The organism is Austwickia chelonae (assembly GCF_003391095.1).
Classification (GTDB): domain Bacteria; phylum Actinomycetota; class Actinomycetes; order Actinomycetales; family Dermatophilaceae; genus Austwickia; species Austwickia chelonae_A.
Genome location: NZ_CP031447.1, coordinates 758,251 through 777,971 on the forward strand (window position 1 = coordinate 758,251; position 19,721 = coordinate 777,971).

At 65.6% G+C, this 19,721-nt stretch carries 16 protein-coding genes; 8 read left to right on the forward strand and 8 right to left on the reverse strand.

Going from position 1 to position 19,721, the window contains the following annotated elements; genetic code table 11:
• Nucleotides 1–69: 69 nt before the first annotated feature.
• From DX923_RS03405 to DX923_RS03420, 4 genes are read right to left on the reverse strand one after another with little or no spacing between them, the layout of a single operon-like run.
• Nucleotides 70–1,785 carry an ABC transporter family substrate-binding protein gene (locus DX923_RS03405; protein WP_116112700.1) on the reverse strand — a complete coding sequence of 572 codons (1,716 nt, stop codon included), beginning with the start codon at nt 1,783–1,785 and terminating at the stop codon, nt 70–72.
• Nucleotides 1,782–3,950 carry an ABC transporter ATP-binding protein gene (locus tag DX923_RS03410; protein ID WP_116112702.1) on the reverse strand — a complete coding sequence of 723 codons (2,169 nt, stop codon included), beginning with the start codon at nt 3,948–3,950 and terminating at the stop codon, nt 1,782–1,784. Before DX923_RS03410 ends, DX923_RS03405 begins: the two co-directional genes overlap by 4 nt.
• Nucleotides 3,947–4,999, reverse strand: coding sequence for an ABC transporter permease (locus DX923_RS03415; RefSeq protein ID WP_116112703.1), 1,053 nt, complete (start codon nt 4,997–4,999; stop codon nt 3,947–3,949). The genes DX923_RS03410 and DX923_RS03415 overlap by 4 nt, the downstream gene beginning before the upstream one ends.
• Nucleotide 5,000: 1 nt before the next feature.
• Nucleotides 5,001–5,990 carry an ABC transporter permease gene (locus DX923_RS03420; RefSeq protein ID WP_116112705.1) on the reverse strand — a complete coding sequence of 330 codons (990 nt, stop codon included), beginning with the start codon at nt 5,988–5,990 and terminating at the stop codon, nt 5,001–5,003.
• A 469-nt stretch (nt 5,991–6,459) separates the two neighbouring features.
• On the opposite strand from DX923_RS03420, the gene DX923_RS03425 reads away from it, so the two are divergent.
• The 3 genes from DX923_RS03425 (at nt 6,460) to DX923_RS03435 (ending at nt 10,640) form a co-directional block, all read left to right on the forward strand.
• Entirely contained in the window at nt 6,460–7,560 is a 1,101-nt protein-coding gene (locus DX923_RS03425) for a hypothetical protein (protein ID WP_116112707.1), read from the forward strand.
• Between the two features lie 259 nt (nt 7,561–7,819).
• On the forward strand, nt 7,820–9,007 hold the full coding sequence (locus tag DX923_RS03430; RefSeq protein WP_116116128.1) for an acyl-CoA dehydrogenase family protein: 1,188 nt from the start codon (nt 7,820–7,822) through the stop codon (nt 9,005–9,007).
• A 40-nt stretch (nt 9,008–9,047) separates the two neighbouring features.
• Nucleotides 9,048–10,640: an acyl-CoA carboxylase subunit beta gene (locus DX923_RS03435; RefSeq protein ID WP_116112708.1), complete on the forward strand. Its 1,593-nt coding sequence runs from the start codon at nt 9,048–9,050 to the stop codon at nt 10,638–10,640.
• 40 nt (nt 10,641–10,680) lie between these two features.
• Here the strand turns inward: DX923_RS03435 and DX923_RS03440 are convergent, their stop codons facing one another.
• From DX923_RS03440 to DX923_RS03455, 4 genes are all read right to left on the reverse strand, one after another.
• Complete coding sequence (locus DX923_RS03440) at nt 10,681–11,403, reverse strand: Maf family protein (RefSeq protein WP_240322722.1); 723 nt, start codon at nt 11,401–11,403, stop codon at nt 10,681–10,683.
• Nucleotides 11,400–13,070 (reverse strand): DUF885 domain-containing protein, encoded by a 1,671-nt coding sequence (locus DX923_RS03445; protein WP_116112710.1) that lies wholly within the window; start codon nt 13,068–13,070, stop codon nt 11,400–11,402. The genes DX923_RS03440 and DX923_RS03445 overlap by 4 nt, the downstream gene beginning before the upstream one ends.
• Nucleotides 13,071–13,148: 78 nt before the next feature.
• Nucleotides 13,149–13,367 (reverse strand): acyl-CoA carboxylase subunit epsilon, encoded by a 219-nt coding sequence (locus tag DX923_RS03450; RefSeq protein WP_116112711.1) that lies wholly within the window; start codon nt 13,365–13,367, stop codon nt 13,149–13,151.
• A gap of 70 nt (nt 13,368–13,437) precedes the next feature.
• Nucleotides 13,438–15,054, reverse strand: a complete 1,617-nt coding sequence (locus tag DX923_RS03455) for an acyl-CoA carboxylase subunit beta (protein WP_116112713.1) — start codon at nt 15,052–15,054, stop codon at nt 13,438–13,440.
• A 24-nt stretch (nt 15,055–15,078) separates the two neighbouring features.
• Here DX923_RS03455 and DX923_RS03460 point away from each other — a divergent pair, with 24 nt between their 5' ends.
• The 5 genes from DX923_RS03460 (at nt 15,079) to DX923_RS03480 (ending at nt 19,699) form a co-directional block, all read left to right on the forward strand.
• Nucleotides 15,079–15,927 carry a biotin--[acetyl-CoA-carboxylase] ligase gene (locus DX923_RS03460; protein ID WP_116112714.1) on the forward strand — a complete coding sequence of 283 codons (849 nt, stop codon included), beginning with the start codon at nt 15,079–15,081 and terminating at the stop codon, nt 15,925–15,927.
• Between the two features lie 7 nt (nt 15,928–15,934).
• Nucleotides 15,935–17,065: an adenylate/guanylate cyclase domain-containing protein gene (locus tag DX923_RS03465; RefSeq protein WP_162872754.1), complete on the forward strand. Its 1,131-nt coding sequence runs from the start codon at nt 15,935–15,937 to the stop codon at nt 17,063–17,065.
• On the forward strand, nt 17,062–17,859 hold the full coding sequence (locus DX923_RS03470; RefSeq protein WP_116112717.1) for an enoyl-CoA hydratase/isomerase family protein: 798 nt from the start codon (nt 17,062–17,064) through the stop codon (nt 17,857–17,859). Before DX923_RS03465 ends, DX923_RS03470 begins: the two co-directional genes overlap by 4 nt.
• A 97-nt stretch (nt 17,860–17,956) precedes the next feature.
• Entirely contained in the window at nt 17,957–18,637 is a 681-nt protein-coding gene (locus DX923_RS03475) for a response regulator transcription factor (protein WP_116112719.1), read from the forward strand.
• A gap of 12 nt (nt 18,638–18,649) precedes the next feature.
• The gene (locus tag DX923_RS03480; protein WP_346218101.1) at nt 18,650–19,699 is read left to right on the forward strand and encodes a sensor histidine kinase; all 1,050 of its coding nucleotides are present in this window, start codon (nt 18,650–18,652) and stop codon (nt 19,697–19,699) included.
• Nucleotides 19,700–19,721: the final 22 nt, after the last annotated feature.

The following is a 19,721-nucleotide window of genomic DNA, read 5'->3' on the forward strand; positions in this document are numbered from 1 at the left end:
GGACGATGAGGACGGTCTCGGGGAGAGCCGCACTCATCGTCCGTGTGCGGTCCTAGCCGGCGTCCGGGCTCACTTGTGGGTGCTGCCCTTCTCCCAGCCGACGTCCTGCCAACGGGGGTGCATGAAGGCGAAGGCGGCCGGACCGTAGTTCGCCAGGCCCTTACGGGTCGCGAGGATCAGCGGCGAGGTCGCGATCGGGAGCTGGCCGTACTGCTGGTTCCATTCCTTCTCGATGGCGTTCATCTCCTTGGCCTGGGCATTCGGGTCTTCGATGGCGCCGAGCTTGCGGATGCGTTCGTCGAGTTCCTTCGTGCCGGTCGAGGAGTAGTTGCTCTGGCTGTCGGTGCACATCACCTGGCAGATGTTGGCGATCGGCCAGGCTGTGGTCGAACTCCATGCCATGGCGAGCAGGCCGAACTCCCGTTTGTTCACCGTGTCGCTGAAGGACGCCGCCGGACGCTGGTCGATCTGCAGGTCGATGCCGGCTTTCTTCATCTGGGACTGCACGGTCTGTGCGAGGGCACGAGCCATCGGGTCGTCGCCGAAGGTGGTGTATTTGACGGTGACCTTCTTGCCGTCCTTGGCGTAGAAGCCGTCGCCGCCCATCGTGTAGCCGGCACCTTCGAGGGTCTTCTTGGCGTCGTCGACGGAATGGGTGACCGGCATGGCTGGTTCGTACTCCGGCTGGAAGGTGAAGAAGTTCGTCGAGTCGGTGGGCTTCTCCGTCCAGTTCAGACCGTCGAAGCGGACCTTCTTCCATTCCTCGCGGTCATAGGCCTGCCACATGGCTTTGCGGACGTTGATATCGGCCAGTCCTTCAGCCTTGGTGTTGAAGACGTTGACGCCGATGACCAGTCGCTGGCTGCGGCGGATGTCCAGGTCCTTGGCGCCTTGGATCTGCTGGTAGCGGGACTTGTTACCGACCGAGGTGGCGTCGATCTCCCCGTTCTTGAACGCCGGGATGGTCGCCGAGTCCTCCATCTGCCGGAAGATGACCTTGTCCAGGAGCGGTTTGTCACCCCACCAGTTCGGGTTGCGTTTCAGGACGAAGGTCTTCGCCTGGTTGTCGATGTTCTCCAGAGTGAACGGTCCGGAGCGCCATTCGGGGTGGAACTCGGTCTTCATCGCCTCGTTGAAGGTCTTCGCATCGACACCCAGTTTGGGGTGGATCAGGATCTGGAAGAGTTCCGGGGCCGGGTAGAAGGGTTTGTCCATGGTGACGACGACCTTGTTGTCGGCGTCGCCCTTCGCCACCGAGGCGATGTTCTCGAAACCGGTGGTGGAGATATTGCCGTAGCCGCCCTTGTCCATCGGGGCCCGGTAGGCCTTCCAGAAGGCTTCGAAGGCCGTCCAGTCGATCGGGGTGCCGTCGTTCCACTTGGCCTTCGGGTTCATCGTGTAGGTGATGACCTGTTTGCCGTCCTTGGTCTCGGACTTGGGCATCTCCTCCAGGTAGTCCTTGTTCGGTTTGATCTTGCCGTCCGGCTCCCACTCGAAGAGGACCGGATCGGTCGCATTGGTGATCTCGTGATACTCCGCGCCATTCCCGTCGATGTGGGAGCCGTTGTAGTTCGTCGGCCAGTCACCGATCTCTAAGGTCAGAGTGCCGCCCTGCTCCAAGGAGCCGCGGTCCTTCGGGTTGTTCGCCACCAACTTGCTGGCCTGATTGATGTCCTGCTTCTCCGGGCCGGCTTTCCCGTCCTTGTTGCCGGAGGAACATCCGGCCAGGGTGAGTGAAGCGCAGACGCACAGTGCGAAAGCCGTGCGGGACGGATTGCGGGTCATGATGAACTCCTTTCGGACGACGGCTCCGACACAGGGAGGTCGGACTGAGGGGGAGGCCCCTGCACATGTGCGCTCACCAGCTGTTCCTCAGGGAAGAAACAGGCCTGTCGGTGGTCCGCGGTGCCGGTCGGTACCAGCGGCGGTTCTTCCGAGCGGCATTGATGCCGCTTCGTCTCGTCCAACCCGAGGAAGACCGGGCAGCGGGTCGCGAAGTCGCATCCCACCGGGCGGTCCAACGGGCTGGGCAGGTCGCCCTGGAGAAGGATGCGTTGCCGGGAACGCTCCTTCACCGGGTCGGGCACGGGGATCGCTGAGAGCAGCGCCCGGGTGTACGGGTGGGTCGGGCTGTCGAAGACCTCGTCGACCTGGCCGATCTCGACGATCTTGCCCAGGTACATGACGGCGACCCGGTCGCTGATGTGGCGCACCACCGCCAGGTCGTGGGCGACGAAGAGATACGAGATACCCAGGTCGGCCTTCAAGCGGTCGAGCAGGTTGATGATTCCGGCCTGTACGGAGACGTCCAGGGCGGAGACCGGTTCGTCCAGGATCAGCAGTTTCGGTTCGAGGGCGAGCGCCCGGGCGATCCCGATGCGTTGGCGTTGTCCTCCGGAGAACTGGGTGGGGAAACGGTTCAGGTGGTCCGGTTCCAGGCCGACGGTGGCCATCAGGTCGCGGACCCGTTCCTGGCATTCCTTCTCCGGGGTGCCATAGGCCTGGAGCGGTTCGGCGATGATCTCGTAGACGGTGAACCGGGGGTCCAGGGCGCCCATCGGGTCCTGGAAGACCAGCTGGATATTGCGCCTCAACCCAGTGACCTCGGATTTCTTACGTAATTCATGGATCGAGGTGCCCAAGACCTTGATGTCCCCGCGGGTCTTCGGGGAAAGTTCCATGATCTCCAGCAGGGTCGTCGTCTTCCCGCAGCCCGACTCGCCGACCAGGGCAAGGCATTCGCCTTCAGCGATGTCCAGGTCGATCCCGTCGACGGCCTTGACGTCACCGACCTGACGTTTCAGGAAGGCCCCCTTCATCAGCGGGAAGTGCCGGTGCAGCTCGGAGACCTCCAGAACGGTGTCCCGCTGTTGCCGGGGCAGGTCGGAGAGTGCCGCATGGGGCACCGGGGGCACCGGGAAGATCGCCCGCGGGTCAGGCAATGCGATCAATTCCCGGGAACGTACGCATGCGGTCAGGTGGTCCGGGGCCACCTGCGCCAGCGGAGGTTCCTGTTCGGCGCACACCGGGGCGGACACCGGGCAGCGGGGCAGGAAGGGGCATCCGGTCGGTTCGGCCAGCAGATTCGGGGGATTTCCCTCGATGGGGACCAGGCTGCTCTTCTCCCGCCGGTCGACCCGGGGGATCGACCCGAGCAGCCCGACGGTGTACGGCATGCTCGGACGCTGGTAGATGTCGTCGATGACGCCTTTCTCCACGGGACGGCCCGCGTACATCACCATGACGTCGTCGGCGACCCCGGCGACCACGCCCAGGTCGTGGGTGATCATCACGACCGCCGCGCCGGTCTCCTCCTGGGCGACGGTGAGCAGATCGAGGATCTGTGCCTGGATGGTCACGTCCAGAGCGGTCGTCGGTTCGTCGGCGATGATGACGCGGGGGTCGTTCGCGATGGCGATGGCGATGACCACGCGTTGACGCATCCCGCCGGAGAATTCGTGGGGGTAGGAGTCGACCCGGGTACGTGGGCTGGGGATACCCACCAGGTCGAGCAGTTCGATGGCGCGTGCTCGGGCTTTCTGCCGGGAGATCGAGCTGTGCGCCTGGAGGGCTTCGACGATCTGGTCGCCGACGGTGAACACCGGGGTCAACGAGCTCAGCGGGTCCTGGAAGATCATCGAGATGTCGCTGCCCCGGTGCCGGGACATCTCCCGGTCCGGCAGCCCCAGCAGTTCCTTGCCGCCGTAGGTGATCGAGCCGGTGACCTTCGCGGTTTCCGGAAGCAGACCCATAATCGCCAGGGAGGTCACCGACTTGCCTGACCCGGACTCGCCGACGATGCCCAGCACCCGTCCGGGGCGGAGGTCGAGGTCGACCCCGCGGACGGCGTGGACCGAGCCGGCTTCGGAGCCGAAGCGTACGTGCAGATCCCGTACCGACAGGATCGGTGATCCCGCACCTGCGGGTGTGCTGTCCGTCCTGGCGGTCATGCTCGTCCTCCTGACTTGCTGTTCGGGTCCAAGGCGTCACGCAGGCCGTCGCCGATCAGGGAGAGCGACAGGGTGAGCCAGAGCAGGCAGACCACCGGGCCCCAGAAGAGCCACGGGTACGCCGACAGCTGACTGGCGGCCTGCCCGATGAGCTGGCCCAGGGAGACGTCGGGGGCACGGACGCCGATGCCGAGGAAGGACAGCGCGGTCTCGGAGATGATCGCCCCGAAGGTGCCCAGGACGATGTTGAGGATCAGGTAGGAGCCGATGTTGGGGATGATGTGGCGTCGGATGATCTGCCAGTCCGAGACGCCCAGATAGCGGGCCGAGGTGACGAATTCACGTTCCCGTAGCGACTGGGTGGTGGCGCGGACCACACGGGCCAGACCCATCCAGCCGAACATGGTCAGGAAGATCGCCAGGTGGACGGCGCTGCCACCGGTGCTGCCCATGAAGACGGCGATCAGCAGGAAGTAGGGCATCAGCAGCAACATGTCGAGCACCCACATGCCGACCCGTTCGCGGGTGCCGCCCCAGAAAGCGATGGTGGTGCCATAGGCGGCACCCAGGATCGGGGCGCACACTCCGACGATGGCGGCGATCATCAGTGATTTTCCGGTGCCGCGCACCAGCATCGCCCACAGGTCGACTCCGCCGCTGTTGGTGCCGAGGATGTGCCCGCCCTCGCCGGGAGGCGTCCCGATATTCATCAGGTCCTGTTGGTCGTAAGAAAATTCGTTGCCCAGGTTGCCCAGCAAGGTGAAGGCCACGGCAACGGTCAGCATGCCCATGCCGATGACCGAGCCCTTGTTGCGCAGCAGCCGGCGCACGATCAGCCGGCTCTTCGAGGTGATCTCGACGGTCTCCGGGCTGTCGGCGTTCAGCGAGGGCGCGGTCTCGGTCTGTACCCGGGCGGGCATTCCCAGCGGGGTGGCGTCGATCCGTGCCGAGGAGGCCTCTGCGGCCAACGGGGTGGCGGGGAGGACCTCGCCTTCGCTCAGCGGTTCGGCGGCGGGCCCGGGACGGAGGGGTTCGCGAGGTTCGGTCATCTCAGCTCACCCGCACCCGGGGGTCGACGACGGCGACGGACAGGTCGGCCAGGATTGCTCCGATGGCGAACATCACTCCACCGAAGGCGACGCCCGCGACGGTGGCATTGACGTTCTGGGTCATCACGATGGCGTCCAGGGTGTAGCGGCCCAGACCTTGCCAGGCGAACACGGTCTCGATGATGAAGGTCCCGGTGAACACCATCGGTATCTGGAAGGCGATGGACTGGGCTACCGGGATGAAAGAAGTACGTAGGGCGTGTTTGCGAACGGCTTGGGCTTTGGTCAGGCCTTTGGCGCGTGCAGTACGTACATAATCCGCATTGATATTGTCCAACAGAAGTGATCTTTGCAACAGTTGGTAGCCGACATAGGCCACGATCGTCAAAGCGATGGTAGGGAGCACCAGATGTTGGATTTCATCGATGATCTGGGCTCCGGTTCCTTCCGGGGGGAGAGCTGAACGCATGCCGGTGACATAGAGGATGGTGCCGCCGGCGCTGTCATTGATCCGAATGCCGGTCATCTGCACGACCAGGTAGATCACCGGGGCGGGGACGCAGCTGATGACATAGCTCAGTGTGGTGACCGCCCGGTCGGAGAACTTGTACTGGCGAGCTGCGGCAAAGATGCCCAGAGAGACGCCGATGATCACCGAGAGAATGGTGGCGAGGATGACCAACCGTCCGGAGATGAGCGCCCGGATGAAGAATTCGTCGTTGACCCGTGCCCCATCGGGCCCCATGCCCCAGTCGAAGTGCAGGACGATGTTCTGCAACCACTGGAAATACCGTTCGAACGCGCTGAGGGTGGGGTCGAGTCCGTTGGCCCGCAACTGGGCGTTGACCTGGTCGATGGTCGGCCGAGGAGTGCGCTCCAGGAGGCGCGACTGCGGTCTCATGAAGTTGACGGCGGCGAAATAGGCGATGGTGGTCGCGATGAAGATCATGACCACGTAGTTGCCCAGACGGCGAAGCAGATATTTGGCCATCAGTCGATCCCTCTGGGACCGCTTTCTGCCTGCTGTCGTCGTCTCTTCTCAGATGTTTCTGACATGGGCTTTCAACCTCATTGTTTTCCGGCGCCGTCCAAGCTGCTGTGCCCCCAGAGGAAGGGCGGCAGGTCGTTGTCTCAGATATGGCATGGCTTCCGTGCGCACCATCGCCGATGGCGCAAAAACTAGCACCCGGAAGATGCCCATAGCGGGAACTTGAAGAAGCCTTGTCTGTGTCGATGAAAAGGTCTTTCGTTGATAACGAAACCGGTCGGTCGTGCCTGTGTGAAGATCGACGAGGCATGAACGTACGTTCACGGTTCTTCGTCCGTTCTTTCCTTGCAGGTGGCCCAGGTCATCCGCTCAACTGTGCTTCGGCCCGGCCGATGGGAAGGTCAGGCATCCGTCCACGGCCCAGGCCGCCGGTCGCCACAGCGGAACATCTCGGGGCGAAGGAAGTGGCGGCATGAGAATCGGTGTCGATGAGGACTCGTCGCGCAGGGTCGACCTCGAGACCTGGGCGGCACAGATCGCCGCGATGCATCTCACCGTGGCCCGGCTGACCCCGTCCGCCTCGGCACCGGACCGGGCTGAAGACCGTGGCACCGCGCCAGTCGTCGACATCGCGGCGGCACAAGGTGCCCGCGCGCACATGTTCGCTGCCCGAGAAGGTCAGATGACCGTCCAAGAAGGACTCGGCTATCTCCGTGTGGCCTCAGCCGACCTGCAACGCGCCCAGGAAGTGCTGGGTCGGATGAGCGTCGTGTCGGCGCAGGCGACCGATCAGAGCTATGACGCCGCACAACGGGCCGGGCTGCAGAAATACTTCGACCGGTCGGTGCAGGAGCTGGAAGGGATCGCCGAACAGGCCCGCTATCACACCCTGCGGATGCTGGGTGGCAGCGCTTCCGCCTGGTCGCTGCCGGAAGGCGCGGTGATACCGACGGCGGCGCCGGCGATGGTGGACCGCCCCGGAACTCCGCGCCGGGAAGCCCGCCCGATGCCGACCCGAGAAGGTGCCGTTGATGCACCGGATCAGGGCCGACCCGAGTCGTACCGGGAGACCTCGGCGCTGACGACGGAGCACGGTGAACGGACACGCTCCTCCCTGGCCTCACCGGCGCAGGCGCTTCTGGCCCTGGAACGGGTCGGTCATGCCGAGAACATCCTGGCGCAGATCTCCTCGGTGGTGAACGAGGCCGAGGCGAGCATGCACCGGATGATCCGGGACTGGGGATTGTCCGCCGGACGCCAGCCCGGAATGGACCATGACCATTCACCGGCCGCGGCGATGAACCGCCAACTGGCTCTTCACGAAGCCACCCGATCCGGTGCCTCGGTCCTGGTGGAGGCGACGCGCGCGCAGTTCCAGGCAGTGACGACCGTAGCTGGTGGTGTCGTGGTGGCGGCTGTGCTGGGTGCAGCGGCCTCGCCGGTACGTGAGCCCGCTGCCAGTGAAAAACCCTCGGTTGAACCGGTGGCCTCACCGGCCGGTTCGGCGCGGACGGCGACGGACGAGCGACGCGAGAGCGGACAGGGGCAGGGTTCTGGAGTGGCTCGCCGCTGAGAACCCGGGTGGAGCTCTCTGACTAGTTCTCGTGCATCGGTCTTTCACACGGGGACGCATGGCCCCTGTCGCCGACACTGTCGACCGTCCAGCCTGTCTGGGTGACCGTTGGTCGCTCAGGGGGTGGGTGATTGGTCGTCCACCATTGGTCGTCCGCCCATCGTTCTGTACATCGATGCCCTATTGGTCCGGTTCGTCGACAGAGGGCCATCCGGCCGCTGCACACCGCGCACCCCTCCACGAGAAAACGGTGACCAGCATGTATGAGCTCTCCGCCGATCACGAGGAGTTCCGTGCCCATATCCGGGACTTCGCTACCGCCGAGATCGCCCCCCACGTCGCCCGCTGGACCAAGGAACGCCGTTTTCCCAGCGAGATCATCCCCAAGATGGGAGAACTCGGGCTCTTCGGTCTCGTCGTCCCCGAGGAGTACGAGGGTGCAGGCATGACGTCCCACGACGGCCCCTTCACCTACCTCTGCCTGGCCATCGAAGAACTCGGCCGCATCGACCAGTCCATCGGCATCACCCTCGAAGCCGGAGTCGGTCTGGGGATCAACCCGATCATGACCTACGGCACCCAGGAGCAGAAGGTCCGCTTCCTCCCCGACCTGGCCACCGGACGGGCACTCGCCGGTTTCGGACTCACCGAACCCGAAGCCGGGTCCGACGCCGGAAGCACCCGGACCAAGGCGGTCCTCGACGGCGACGAATGGGTTGTCGACGGCGCCAAGGCCTTCATCACCAACTCCGGGACCCCACTCACCTCCGTCGTCACCGTCACCGCCCGCACCGGTACCCGTCTGGACGGCCGCGCCGAGATCAGCGCCATCATGATCCCTTCGGGCACAACCGGATTCACCGTCGAGCCCCCGTACGACAAACTCGGCTGGTGGATCTCCGACACCCACGGACTCACCCTCGACGCCGTCCGCGTCCCCCAGGACCATCTGCTCGGCACCCGGGGCAAGGGCTACGGTCAATTCCTCGCCACCCTCGACGACGGCCGCGTCGCCATCGCCGCCCTGGCCACGGGCTGCGTCCAACGCATGGTGGACGAATGCGTCGACTACGCCAAGAACCGGCAGTCCTTCGGCCGACCCATCGCCAGCTACCAAGGCGTCAGCTTCCAGATCGCCGACCTACAGGTCATGGCCGAAGCCAGCCGCCTACTCACCTACAAGGCCGCCGCCATGAAGGACGCCATGGACGCAGGCCGGGTCACCACCGCCGAGTTCAAACAGGCCGCCGCGCTCGCCAAGCTCTACACCAGCGAGTCCGCCGTCACCGCGACCCGCATCGCCACCCAGATCTTCGGCGGCAACGGTTTCATGGAGGACTATCCCGTGGCTCGTTTCTACCGCGACGCCAAGATCCTGGAGATCGGCGAAGGCACCTCCGAGGTGCAACGCATGCTCATCGCCCGAGGGCTCGGCCTGCCCGCCTGAACCAGGCGCACCGGACTCGGGACACAGTCAAGGAGAACAGATGACCTCCGGCAGGAAGACCTTCGCGGAGCAGCGCACACCCGGCCCTGGGTCAGACCGCCGCGTCGGTGATATCCGGACCCGCCTGAATGCCGCACACGACTCCACAGCGGAGGTACCCCCTAGAGCACGAGCGAAACTGGACTCCCAGGGCAAGATATTCGTCCGCGACCGGGTCGCGATGCTCTTCGACGAGGGCAGTTTCGTCGAGGACGGACGGTACGCCAACGCCCTGGCCGGGGGAGCGCTGCCCGCGGACGGCGTGGTGACGGGCCGGGGCACCGTCGACGGCCGTCCCGCGATCGTCGTGGCGAACGACCCGTCGGTGAAAGCCGGATCGTGGGGGGCCCGCACGGTGGAGAAGATCGTCCGGGCCACCGAGGCGGCGCTGCGTGAAGAGTTGCCGATCTTCTGGTTCGTCGACTCCGCCGGGGCCCGGATCACCGACCAGGTCGAGCTCTTCCCGGGGAGACGCGGCGCCGGGCGGATCTTCCACAACGAGGTCGCCCTGTCGGGTCGGGTGCCGCAGATCTGCTGTCTGTTCGGACCGAGTGCGGCCGGTGGCGCCTATATCCCCGCCTTCACCGACCTGGTCGTCATGGTGGACGGCAATGCGTCCATGTACCTGGGCAGCCCCCGGATGGCCGAAATGGTCGTGGGGGAGAAGATCACCCTGGAGGAGATGGGCGGGGCACGCATGCACTGCACGGTCTCCGGCTGCGGCGACATCCTCGCCGAGGACGACGAGGAAGCCATCGAGCTTGCCAAGCTCTACTTCTCGTACCTGCCGTCGACCTGGCGGGACATGCCCCCGATGTTCGCTGTCGAAGAGCCTTCCCGGCCGTTGCGCCCAGACACTGTTCCGGAGATCGAATCAGTGCCCTTCGACATCCGCGAGGTGATCGAGGGGCTGGTGGACGGGGACAGCTTCTTCGAGATCAAGGCGCTCTTCGCCCCTGAACTGGTCATCGGCCTGGCACGCCTCGACGGGCGGTCCGTGGGTGTGGTCGCCAATAATTCCGCTGTCAAGGGCGGGGTGCTTTTCGTCGACAGCGCAGACAAGGCTGCACGCTTCGTGCAGCTCTGCGATGCCTTCTCCATCCCGCTGATCTATCTGGCAGATGTCCCCGGCTTCATGATCGGTTCGCAGGTCGAACGGGCCGGCATCATCCGTCATGGCGCGAAGATGGTCAGCGCGGTCTCCGAGGCGACGGTGCCGCAGATCTGCGTGGTGGTTCGGAAGGCCTACGGGGCGGGGCTCTATGCGATGGCCGGGCCCGGCTTCGGCCCGGATGCCACCATTGCCCTGCCCACGGCCCGGATCGCCGTGATGGGGCCGGAAGCGGCGGTCAACGCCGTCTACGCCAATAAGATCGCCGAGATCACCGATCCCGATGAGCGGGCGGCCTTCGTGGCGGCCCGACGGGAGGAATACGAACAGGATGTCGACCTGGAACGTTTGGTGAGCGACCTCGTACTGGACGATGTCGTCGAGGCCGACCTGCTCCGTGATGATCTGATCAGACGGCTGTCGTACGCCTCCCGTCGGGAACGGGCCTTCAGCGAACGTCGGCATGGCATCTCGCCGGTCTGACGTCCGGGCCGCGGACCGTTCAGGACGGAGAATTCCAGATTCAGCCCGGTTGCTCGACCGTCGACGGCCGTGCCGACCACAGCGCAGGCCAGGAGACACCGATCTCGACGAGCATCGTCCGCAGTTCGGGCAGGGACAGGCCGACGACATTGTGGTGGTCCCCACGCACCCCGGTCACGAAGGCTCCGCCCAGACCGTCCACGGTGAAGGCACCGGCGCAGGCGAGGGGCTCCCCGGTGGCGACATAGGCGTCGATCTCGGTGGGTTCGACCCTGGCGAAGGAGACCTCGGTGGTGACCGTCCGGCCCAGGGTGGCGCCGGTGCCCCCCGACTCCTCGTCCCGCAGGTCGATCAGCCAGTGACCGGTGTGCAACTGTCCGGTCTTCCCCGACATGGCCTGCCAGCGAGTGACAGCATCCTGTACCGACGACGGTTTGCCGTGTGCCTGACCGTCGAGTTCGAAGAGCGAATCACAGCCCAGGACGATCAGATCGGCCTCCTTGTCGTCGAGGTCGCCCGCGACTGCTTCGCACTTGGCGCGGGCCAGGACCAGGGCAGCATCGGCCGGCTCCAGTGCTCCGTGGATCTCCTCGGCCCGGGCGAGGACGGCCTCCTCGTCCACGGAAGACACCACGATGCGGGGGACGACACCGGCGGCGCGCAGTGTTGCTGCTCGGGCCGGTGAAGCCGAGGCCAGTACCAAGGTGACCGGTCGGTCGCAGTTCTGGTCGGGGATAGGACGTCGATCTGTCGTAGCGTTCACGCCAGCACTGTACGGCGGAAGACGTCCAATCCGACGCCGCCGATGTCCAAGGAGCGTCGGTGGAAGCTCTTCAGGTCGAAGGCGTCCCCCTCACGTCGACGGACCTCCTCGCGCAGCTGCAGCCAGAGACGTTCCCCGATCTTGTACGACGGGGCCTGGCCCGGCCATCCCAGGTAACGGTCCAGTTCGAAGCGCAGGACGGACTCGGGCATGGTGACATGCCTGACCAGGAAGGCCCAGGCCTTCTCGTAGTTCCAGGCACCGCCGCCGACCTCGCCGGGAGCTTCGAATTCGCAGTGCAGTCCGATGTCCAGGACGACACGGGCCGCGCGCATCGACTGGCCCTCGAGCATGCCGAGCAGATTGCCGGGGTCGTCCATGAACCCGAGTTCCTCCATGAGGCGTTCGGCGTACAGCGCCCAGCCCTCACCGTGTCCGGAGGTCCACGACATCAGCCGTCGCCAACGGTTCAGCAGATCCGAACGGTAGACCGTTTGGCCGACCTGGAGGTGATGGCCGGGGACACCCTCGTGGTAGACGGTGGTCAGCTCACGCCAGGTACTGAAGGTGCTCACTCCTTTGGGCACCGACCACCACATCCGCCCCGGGCGGGAGAAGTCGTCGGACGGGCCGGTGTAGTAGATGCCTCCGGTCTGGGTGGGGGCGATGCAGCATTCGATCCGACGGACCGGGTCGGGGATGTCGAAGTGGGTTCCGGCCAGGGCGTCTATGGCAGCATCGGCGCGTTCCTGCATCCAGGCCTGGAGCGCGTCGGTGCCTTCCAATCGGTAGCGGGGGTCTGCGTCGAGCAGGTCGGCGGCTTCGGACGGGGTCAGGCCTTCGCGGATCTGCCCGGCGACCTGGGTCATCCGGGCGTCGATGCGGGCCAGTTCTTCCTGGCCCCAGGCGTAGGTCTCGGCGAGGTCCACGGTGGCGCCGAGGAAGCGTCGGGAGAGCAGGGCGTAGGTGTCCTGGCCGACGGCGTCCCGTTCTGTGGCCCCGGGGAGGAAAGCTGTGAGTTTTTCGACGAGTTCGCTGTAACCGCGTCGGGCTTCGAGCGTGCCTTCGCGAAGGAGGTCGCGGGTCTGCTCGTCTTCTCCGGCGAGGTCGGGGACACCGGCGAAGTACCCGTCGTCCCCGGCGAGCTCTCGGGCCTGTTCCAGGCAGACTTCCACCTGGCGTCGGACAGGGGTGCGCCCATGCGTGGCGGCTTCGCTGACCGAGCTGTGCCATTGCTCGAGGGCCTGGGGGATGCGGTGCAGGCGCCGGGCGAGGACGGCGAGTTCTTCCCCGGTGGAGGTCGGCATGAGATCGAGGACGTCCCGAATGGCCTGCAACGGGCTGGCCAGGTTGTTCATCTCCGCCAGGTCGAGTTCGGCGGCGTGGATCTCTTCCTCGAGCCCGAGACGTTCCTGCATGGCATCGACGGTCACCTGGTCGACTGCGTCCTGGCAGGAAGCTCGACCGAGTGCGTTCAGAGTGTGGCGGCGCAGGTCGGAAAGCGCGGACCAGCCTTCGGGGGAGAAGTCGTCATAACCGTCGTGTTCGCCGGGGATGCCGAACTGGGTGGCGGTGAGGGGGCTCAGCTCGATGACCTTGTCGACGTATTCCTCGGCGATCCGGTCGACTTCGGTGGAGGGACGAGGTGAGGGGGTGGAGTGGATCACGGGGCGAACCTATCCCAGGCGTGGCATGACGTAGTGGACTTCGTGCAGATCAGCGCGTCGTCGGCGGTCACGGGGCGATCAGCTCGTTCCGCCCCAGCCGACGCCACGGACTGCGCCCATGTTGAATGTCCTGGCCCGATGGGACCATCCTCGCCGGGCCAGGGGGGACTCCTGGGGTGCCCCGTTCACCAGCGCCATTATCACGACGGTCAGGGCGGCCAGCTCCTCCTCGGTGGGGCACCCGTACTCGACCCGGATCACAGGCGTGGACTGTGTGCTCGTGGTGTCCTCGGTCATCCTGTGCCCTCCGTCTGCGCTCGGTGGTCCGCCGCGCCTGGTCCGTGCCCGCCAACAGGTCGGCCGGCGTTCACAGCGGGATGTTCCCGTGCTTCTTCGCCGGCAGCTTCTCCTGCTTGGACCGCAGCGCGCGCAAGGCTTTGACGACCTGGACCCTGGTCTGCGCCGGTTCGATGACTGCGTCGATGTATCCGCGTTCGGCTGCGATATAAGGATTGGCCAAGGTCGTCTCGTACTGTTCGATGAATGCCCGGCGGGCGGCTTCGACGTCTTTGCCCTGTGCCGCGGCTTCGGCGAGTTGTTTGCGGTAGAGGATGTTGACGGCGCCTTGGGCACCCATCACCGCGATCTGTGCAGTCGGCCAGGCCAGGTTGACGTCGGCTCCCAGGTGTTTGGAGCCCATCACGTCGTAGGCACCGCCGTAGGCCTTTCGGGTGATGACGGTGACCAAGGGGACGGTGGCTTCCGCGTAGGCGTAGATCAGTTTGGCTCCGCGACGGATGATGCCATTCCACTCCTGGTCGGTGCCGGGAAGGAAACCGGGTACGTCCACGAAGGTCAGCACGGGGATGTGGAAGGCATCGCAGGTGCGGACGAAACGGGCTGCTTTTTCCGAGGCGTCGATGTCGAGGGTGCCGGCGAACTGCATCGGCTGGTTCGCGACCACGCCGACGCTGCGTCCTTCGACCCGACCGAAACCGCAGACGATATTCGGTGCGAACAGGGCGTGAACCTCGGTGAAGGCACCTTCGTCGAGGATGGTCTCGATGATGGTGTGCATGTCGTAGGGGGTGTTCGGGGAGTCCGGGATGAAGGTGTTCAGCGCCTCGTCCTCCGCCGTCACCTCGGGGTCGGGGTCGAAACCGTAGACGACGGGTTCCTCGAGGTTGTTCTGTGGCAGGTAGGACAGCAGTTCGCGCACGTACTCGATGGCGTCGTCCTCGTCGGAGGCCGCATAGTGCGCGGCTCCGGACTTCGTGTTGTGTGCCTGCGCGCCGCCGAGGTCTTCGAAGGCGACGTCCTCACCGGTGACGGTCTTGATGACGTCGGGTCCGGTGATGAACATGTGCGAGGTCTGGTCGACCATCACGATGAAGTCGGTGATCGCGGGGGAGTAGACCGCGCCACCGGCGCAGGGGCCCATGATGAGGCTGATCTGGGGGACGACCCCGGAGGCACGGACATTCCGCCGGAAGATCTCGCCGTACATCGCCAGTGAGGCGACGCCCTCCTGGATGCGTGCGCCGCCGGAGTCGTTGATGCCGACGACCGGGCAGCCGATCTTCAACGCCAGGTCCATCACCTTGACGATTTTCTCCCCGAAGACTTCGCCGAGGGAGCCACCGAAGACGGTGAAGTCCTGGGCGAAGACACACACTGGGCGGTGGTCGATGGTGCCGTACCCGGTGATGACGCCGTCACCGTAGGGACGATTGCGTTCTTGTCCGAAGTTGGTCGACCGGTGCCGGGCCAGGCCGTCGAGCTCGACGAAGCTGCCTTCGTCGAGGAGCTGTTCGATCCGTTCCCGAGCGGTCTTCTTGCCCTTGGCGTGTTGTTTCTCCACGGCGCGGGCCGGCCCGGCGTGCAGCAGATCGTCGTTACGCCGGTGGAAGTCGGCGAGTTTGCCTGCCGTGGTGCGCAGGTCGGGGAGGTCCTGCTGGTCCTCGGAGTGGGCGACATCGCTCATGGGCGAGAGCCTAGCCTTGGGAACATGCCGATGGCTTTGAGTGAAGATCCTTTGCGTGCAACCCTCGTCACACCTGACAGCTTCTGGCGTCAGGTCGACTGTTACGAGGAGGTCGGGTCGACCAATGCGGTTTCCGCTGCCGACCCGAGTGCCTGGCGGGTGGTGACCACCCGTCGGCAGACCCAGGGGCGGGGCCGCTACACGCGGGTCTGGGAGTCCCGGGAGGGCGCCTCGGTGGCGATGTCCTTGACCGTTCCGCTGGCGGATGATCCGCACAGTTGGGGATGGCTGCCGTTGACGGCCGGTCTGGCCGTTGCCGAGGCCTTGGGCGAATTGACCCGAGCTCCTGCGCGTTTCACCCTGAAATGGCCCAATGACGTCCTGATCTGCCTGGACGACGGGAGCAAGGGGAAGGTGTGCGGGATCCTCTGCGAGACGGTGCCCGTCCAGGCGACCGGCGGTGTGCCACTGGTGGTGGTCGGGATCGGGATCAACATTTCCCTCGCTCAGGAAGAGCTGCCCGTGCCCACGGCAACGTCCTTGGCCTTGGCGGGGCTGTCCGGTCCGGACGGGCAGCTCCCCGGAGGTGGGGACGTCGTGGTCGCGATCGCCCGTGCCTTCGCCGCGCGACACGCCCAATGGGCTCAGGGGGGTCAAGAGCTCCAGCGGCTGCGTTCGGCCTACCGCCAGTGTTGTTCGACCCTCGGGGCGGCGATCGAGGTCCATCTGCCAGGTGATCTCGTCGTACAAGGCCAAGGGGTCGAGGTCTCCGACGACGGGGAGATCGTGGTGGACACCGCGGAGGGGCGTCGTGCCTTCGCGGCAGGGGATGTCGTGCATGTTCGCCCCGGAACGGGGAAGGATCAGGCATGATCGGCCCATGACCACCGGCAGCGGCGCCGGGCGCGCGCCTACGTCCCGAGGGCTCTTTGCGGCGGTACCGGCAACGGATCCGTCCGGCGAGCTGTCGGGTGCTGTCGCGGGATATGCCCGGGGCGAGGTGTGCGAGGCAGTGGGGATACCCCTGCCTGCGGCGCGGCGGTTCTGGCATGCCCTCGGGTTCCCGAGGGTGGGTGATGCCGAGGCCATCTTCACCGACGAGGATGTTCAGGCTCTGTCCCAGATCGTCGGGTTGATCCGCCGTGGCGTCCTCGATGAGGAGAGCGCCGTGGGCATGACCCGGGCGATCGGGCGGAGCGCGGACCGGTTGACCGCCTGGCAGACCCAGCTGATCCGGGAGATGGCTTCCGAGGAGGTCTCCGACCGGTTCGACACCGCGTCGACGGTGTCACCGCGTTCCGGGGAGCTGTCCACGGCCGGGCTGGCTGCTGAGCTGGCTGATGAACTCGAGCCCCTGCTGATCTATGCCTGGCGCAGGCACCTCGCTGCGACCGTATCGCAAATGAGTACGGCGGCTGACGACCTCCGCGAGCGTTCTGCCAAGGAGATGACGGTCGGGTTCGCCGACATGGTCGGATTCACTCGAATCGTCCGCCGTCTCGACGAACACGAGCTCGGCTCACTGGTGCAGCGCTTCGAAGCAGCGGCCTCGGACACCGTGGCCGCCTACGGGGGGCGGCTGGTGAAAACGGTCGGTGACGAAGTGCTCTTCTGCTGTAGTTCCCCCGAGGCCGCCGCAGGCATCGCCCTGACTCTGATCGATGTCCATGCCAAGCAGGGGGACCTGCCCCCGTTACGGGCCGGGTTGGCCACCGGACCGGTGACGGCGAGGTTGGGGGATCTCTACGGTGTCACGGTCAATCGGGCTTCCCGGCTGACCGGCCTGGCCCGTCCGGGGACAGCGCTGGCCGATGTCGAGTCCGGCGAACGGCTGCAGGAGCACCACGGGATCCGGCTGTCTGCGCTACGCGCCCGGGAACTGCGTGGTTTCGGGCCGACCCGGGCTTATGCGATTCGTCCCGGCAGCGAAGGTCCGCCGCGTCCGGCCCGGTCGCCGGTGCCTCATCTCCGCCATCATCTCCGTCGTCCCTTTCGTGGAGGCCTGTCATGACCGAGCACAGCCCGTTGGTGACCGTTCGTCGTCACGGCCCGCAGGACCGGGTGGCCGAGCTGGTCCTCGACCGGCCCGAGGCGATGAATGCGGTGTCGACGGCGATGGCGGAGGCCATCGCCACGGCGACTGGCGAACTCGCCCGTGACCAAGGCATCTCCTGTGTGGTGTTGACCAGTACGCACTCCCGTGCGTTCTGCGTGGGCGCCGATCTGAAGGAGCGCCGGACCTTCTCCGACGCCGATCTCTTCGCCCAACGTCCCGTGGCCCGGGCCGCTTACACCGGGGTTCTAGACCTGCCGATGCCCGTGGTGGCCGCGGTGGACGGTTTCGCGCTGGGCGGAGGCTGCGAGCTGGCGCTGGCCTGCGACCTGGTCGTGGCCGGAGCCGAGGCTGTCCTGGGCCTGCCGGAGGTTTCGGTGGGTGTCATCCCCGGCGGAGGCGGTACGCAGTTGCTGACCCGTCGGGTCGGCTGGTCGAAGGCCGCCCGGCTGATCTTCACCGCCCAACGACTGACCGCGGCGGAGGCTGTCGAGCACGGCCTGGTCGATCTGCTGACGCCAGCGGGTCAGGCTCGTGACCAGTCTTTGGACTTGGCTGGTCGGATCGCCGTGCACAGCCCGGTCGGTCTGCGACAGGCCAAGCGGGCCATGCGGTTGGGCGCTGACGTGGATCTGCGTTCAGGCTTGGAGATCGAGGATGCTTGCTGGCGGTCCACGGCGTTCAGTGCCGACCGGGCCGAAGGCGTGGCGGCTTTCGTGGAAAAGCGCGAGCCACGCTGGCCGGGATATTGATCCTCGGTCCACTTTTCGCTGCTCACACTGTGATTCATGTCCAATTTACTTGGCAGGTCATCCTACTGGGACCCATTTCGGACCCTAATATGACGCCATGATCAGAGTTCTGCTGGCCGAGGACGATCCGGCGATCAGCGAACCTCTTGCCCGAGCCCTGCGCCGTGAGGGATACACCGTCACGGTCTCCGATGACGGCTTGCGGGCACTCGCTGCCGCGCAGGACAACCCCGACCTGGTGATTCTTGACCTGGGGTTACCGACCATGGACGGTTTGGAGGTCTGCCGACGACTACGTGGTGAGGGTCGGACCGCGCCGATCCTGATCCTTACGGCTCGGGCGGACGAGGTCGACACCGTGGTGGGGCTCGATGCGGGCGCCGACGACTATGTCACCAAGCCCTTCCGGTTGGCCGAGCTGCTGGCCAGGGTGCGGGCTCTGCTGCGACGGACTCCCGGGTCGTTAGGAGAGGACGAGGGCGGTATCCGGATCGATGCCCAGGCACGTCGCGCTTACATGAATGACGAGGAGCTTCAGCTCACCGCGAAGGAGTTCGACCTTCTGCGGGTGTTGGTGCGGGAGCAAGGAAAAGTGGTTTCCCGGGAGCAGCTCATGCGGGAGGTCTGGGAGACCCAGTGGTTCGGGTCGACGAAGACCCTGGACATGCATGTGTCGGTATTGCGCCGCAAGCTGGGCGACGACGCGGCCCGTCCTCGTTACATCACGACTGTACGAGGGGTGGGTTTCCGCTTCGAACGCGCCGACGGAACGAGCTGACCGGTGCGCCGGATGCTGGTGCGGTCGACGATCTGGGCCGGTCTGGTCGGCCTGATCGTCTTCTTCGTCCCGGTCTCGGTCCTGACGGTGGTCTTCGTCCGTTGGCATGAGGAACGGGTCGGGAGCTGTCGTGTCGAGCCGTGGCAGTACAGCCCGTGGTGGTTGTTCTTCGCGGGTTTTTCCTTGGCGGTGCTGGCCAGTGTCATCGGCCTGTGGCTGGCGATTCGGCAGGCTGATCGTTTTGTCGAGCCTCTGCAACGGTTGACCGATCAAGCGGAACGGTTGGGGTCGGGGGACGCCAGGTACGAGCGGATCCAATCGGGGATCGAGGAGATCGACCGGGTTTCGGACGTGCTTTCGCGCAGTGCGCAGCAGCTGTTGACCTCCTTGTCGGTGGAGCGGGATTTCGCCTCTGATGCCTCCCACCAATTACGGACCCCGTTGACGGCGCTGTTGATGCGTCTGGAAGAGATCTCGGTGACCGATGACGTCACGGTCGCGCAGGAGGAGGCGAATATCGCCATCGAGCAGGTGGAGCGGCTGAACGCGACGGTGGATGCGCTTCTGACACGTTCGAGGGGGCACACGCCGACCTCGATGACGGCGCCCACTTCTCTCGACGCTGTGTTGGCACGTCTGCAACGGGAGTGGATGCCTGCTTTTGAGGCTGCTCAGCGCACGGTTCGGGTCAGCGGGGAGCGGGGCTTGCGATTGGTCACCAATCAGGTGGCCTTGGCGCAGATCTTGTCGACCTTGATCGAGAATTCGTTGGTGCACGGGCGGGGCCTGGTCCGGATCGATGCTCGTCGTTCGGGGCCGTCCGGGGTGATCGAGGTCTCTGACCAGGGTCCTGGGGTGTCTCCGGAACTGGCCCCGCATATTTTCGAGCGCAGTGTGTCGACGAAGAGCACCGGTCTCGGGCTGGGGCTGGCGCGTGATTTGGCGGAGAGTCATGGGGGTCGACTGGAACTGGTTCAGGGGTATCCGGTGGTTTTCGCACTCTTTCTCTCTGCGGCGGAGGTGGGGACGGACGGTGAACCGGAGCACGAGATCCTGGGGTAACTGTGGCAGTGGCAACGGCAGT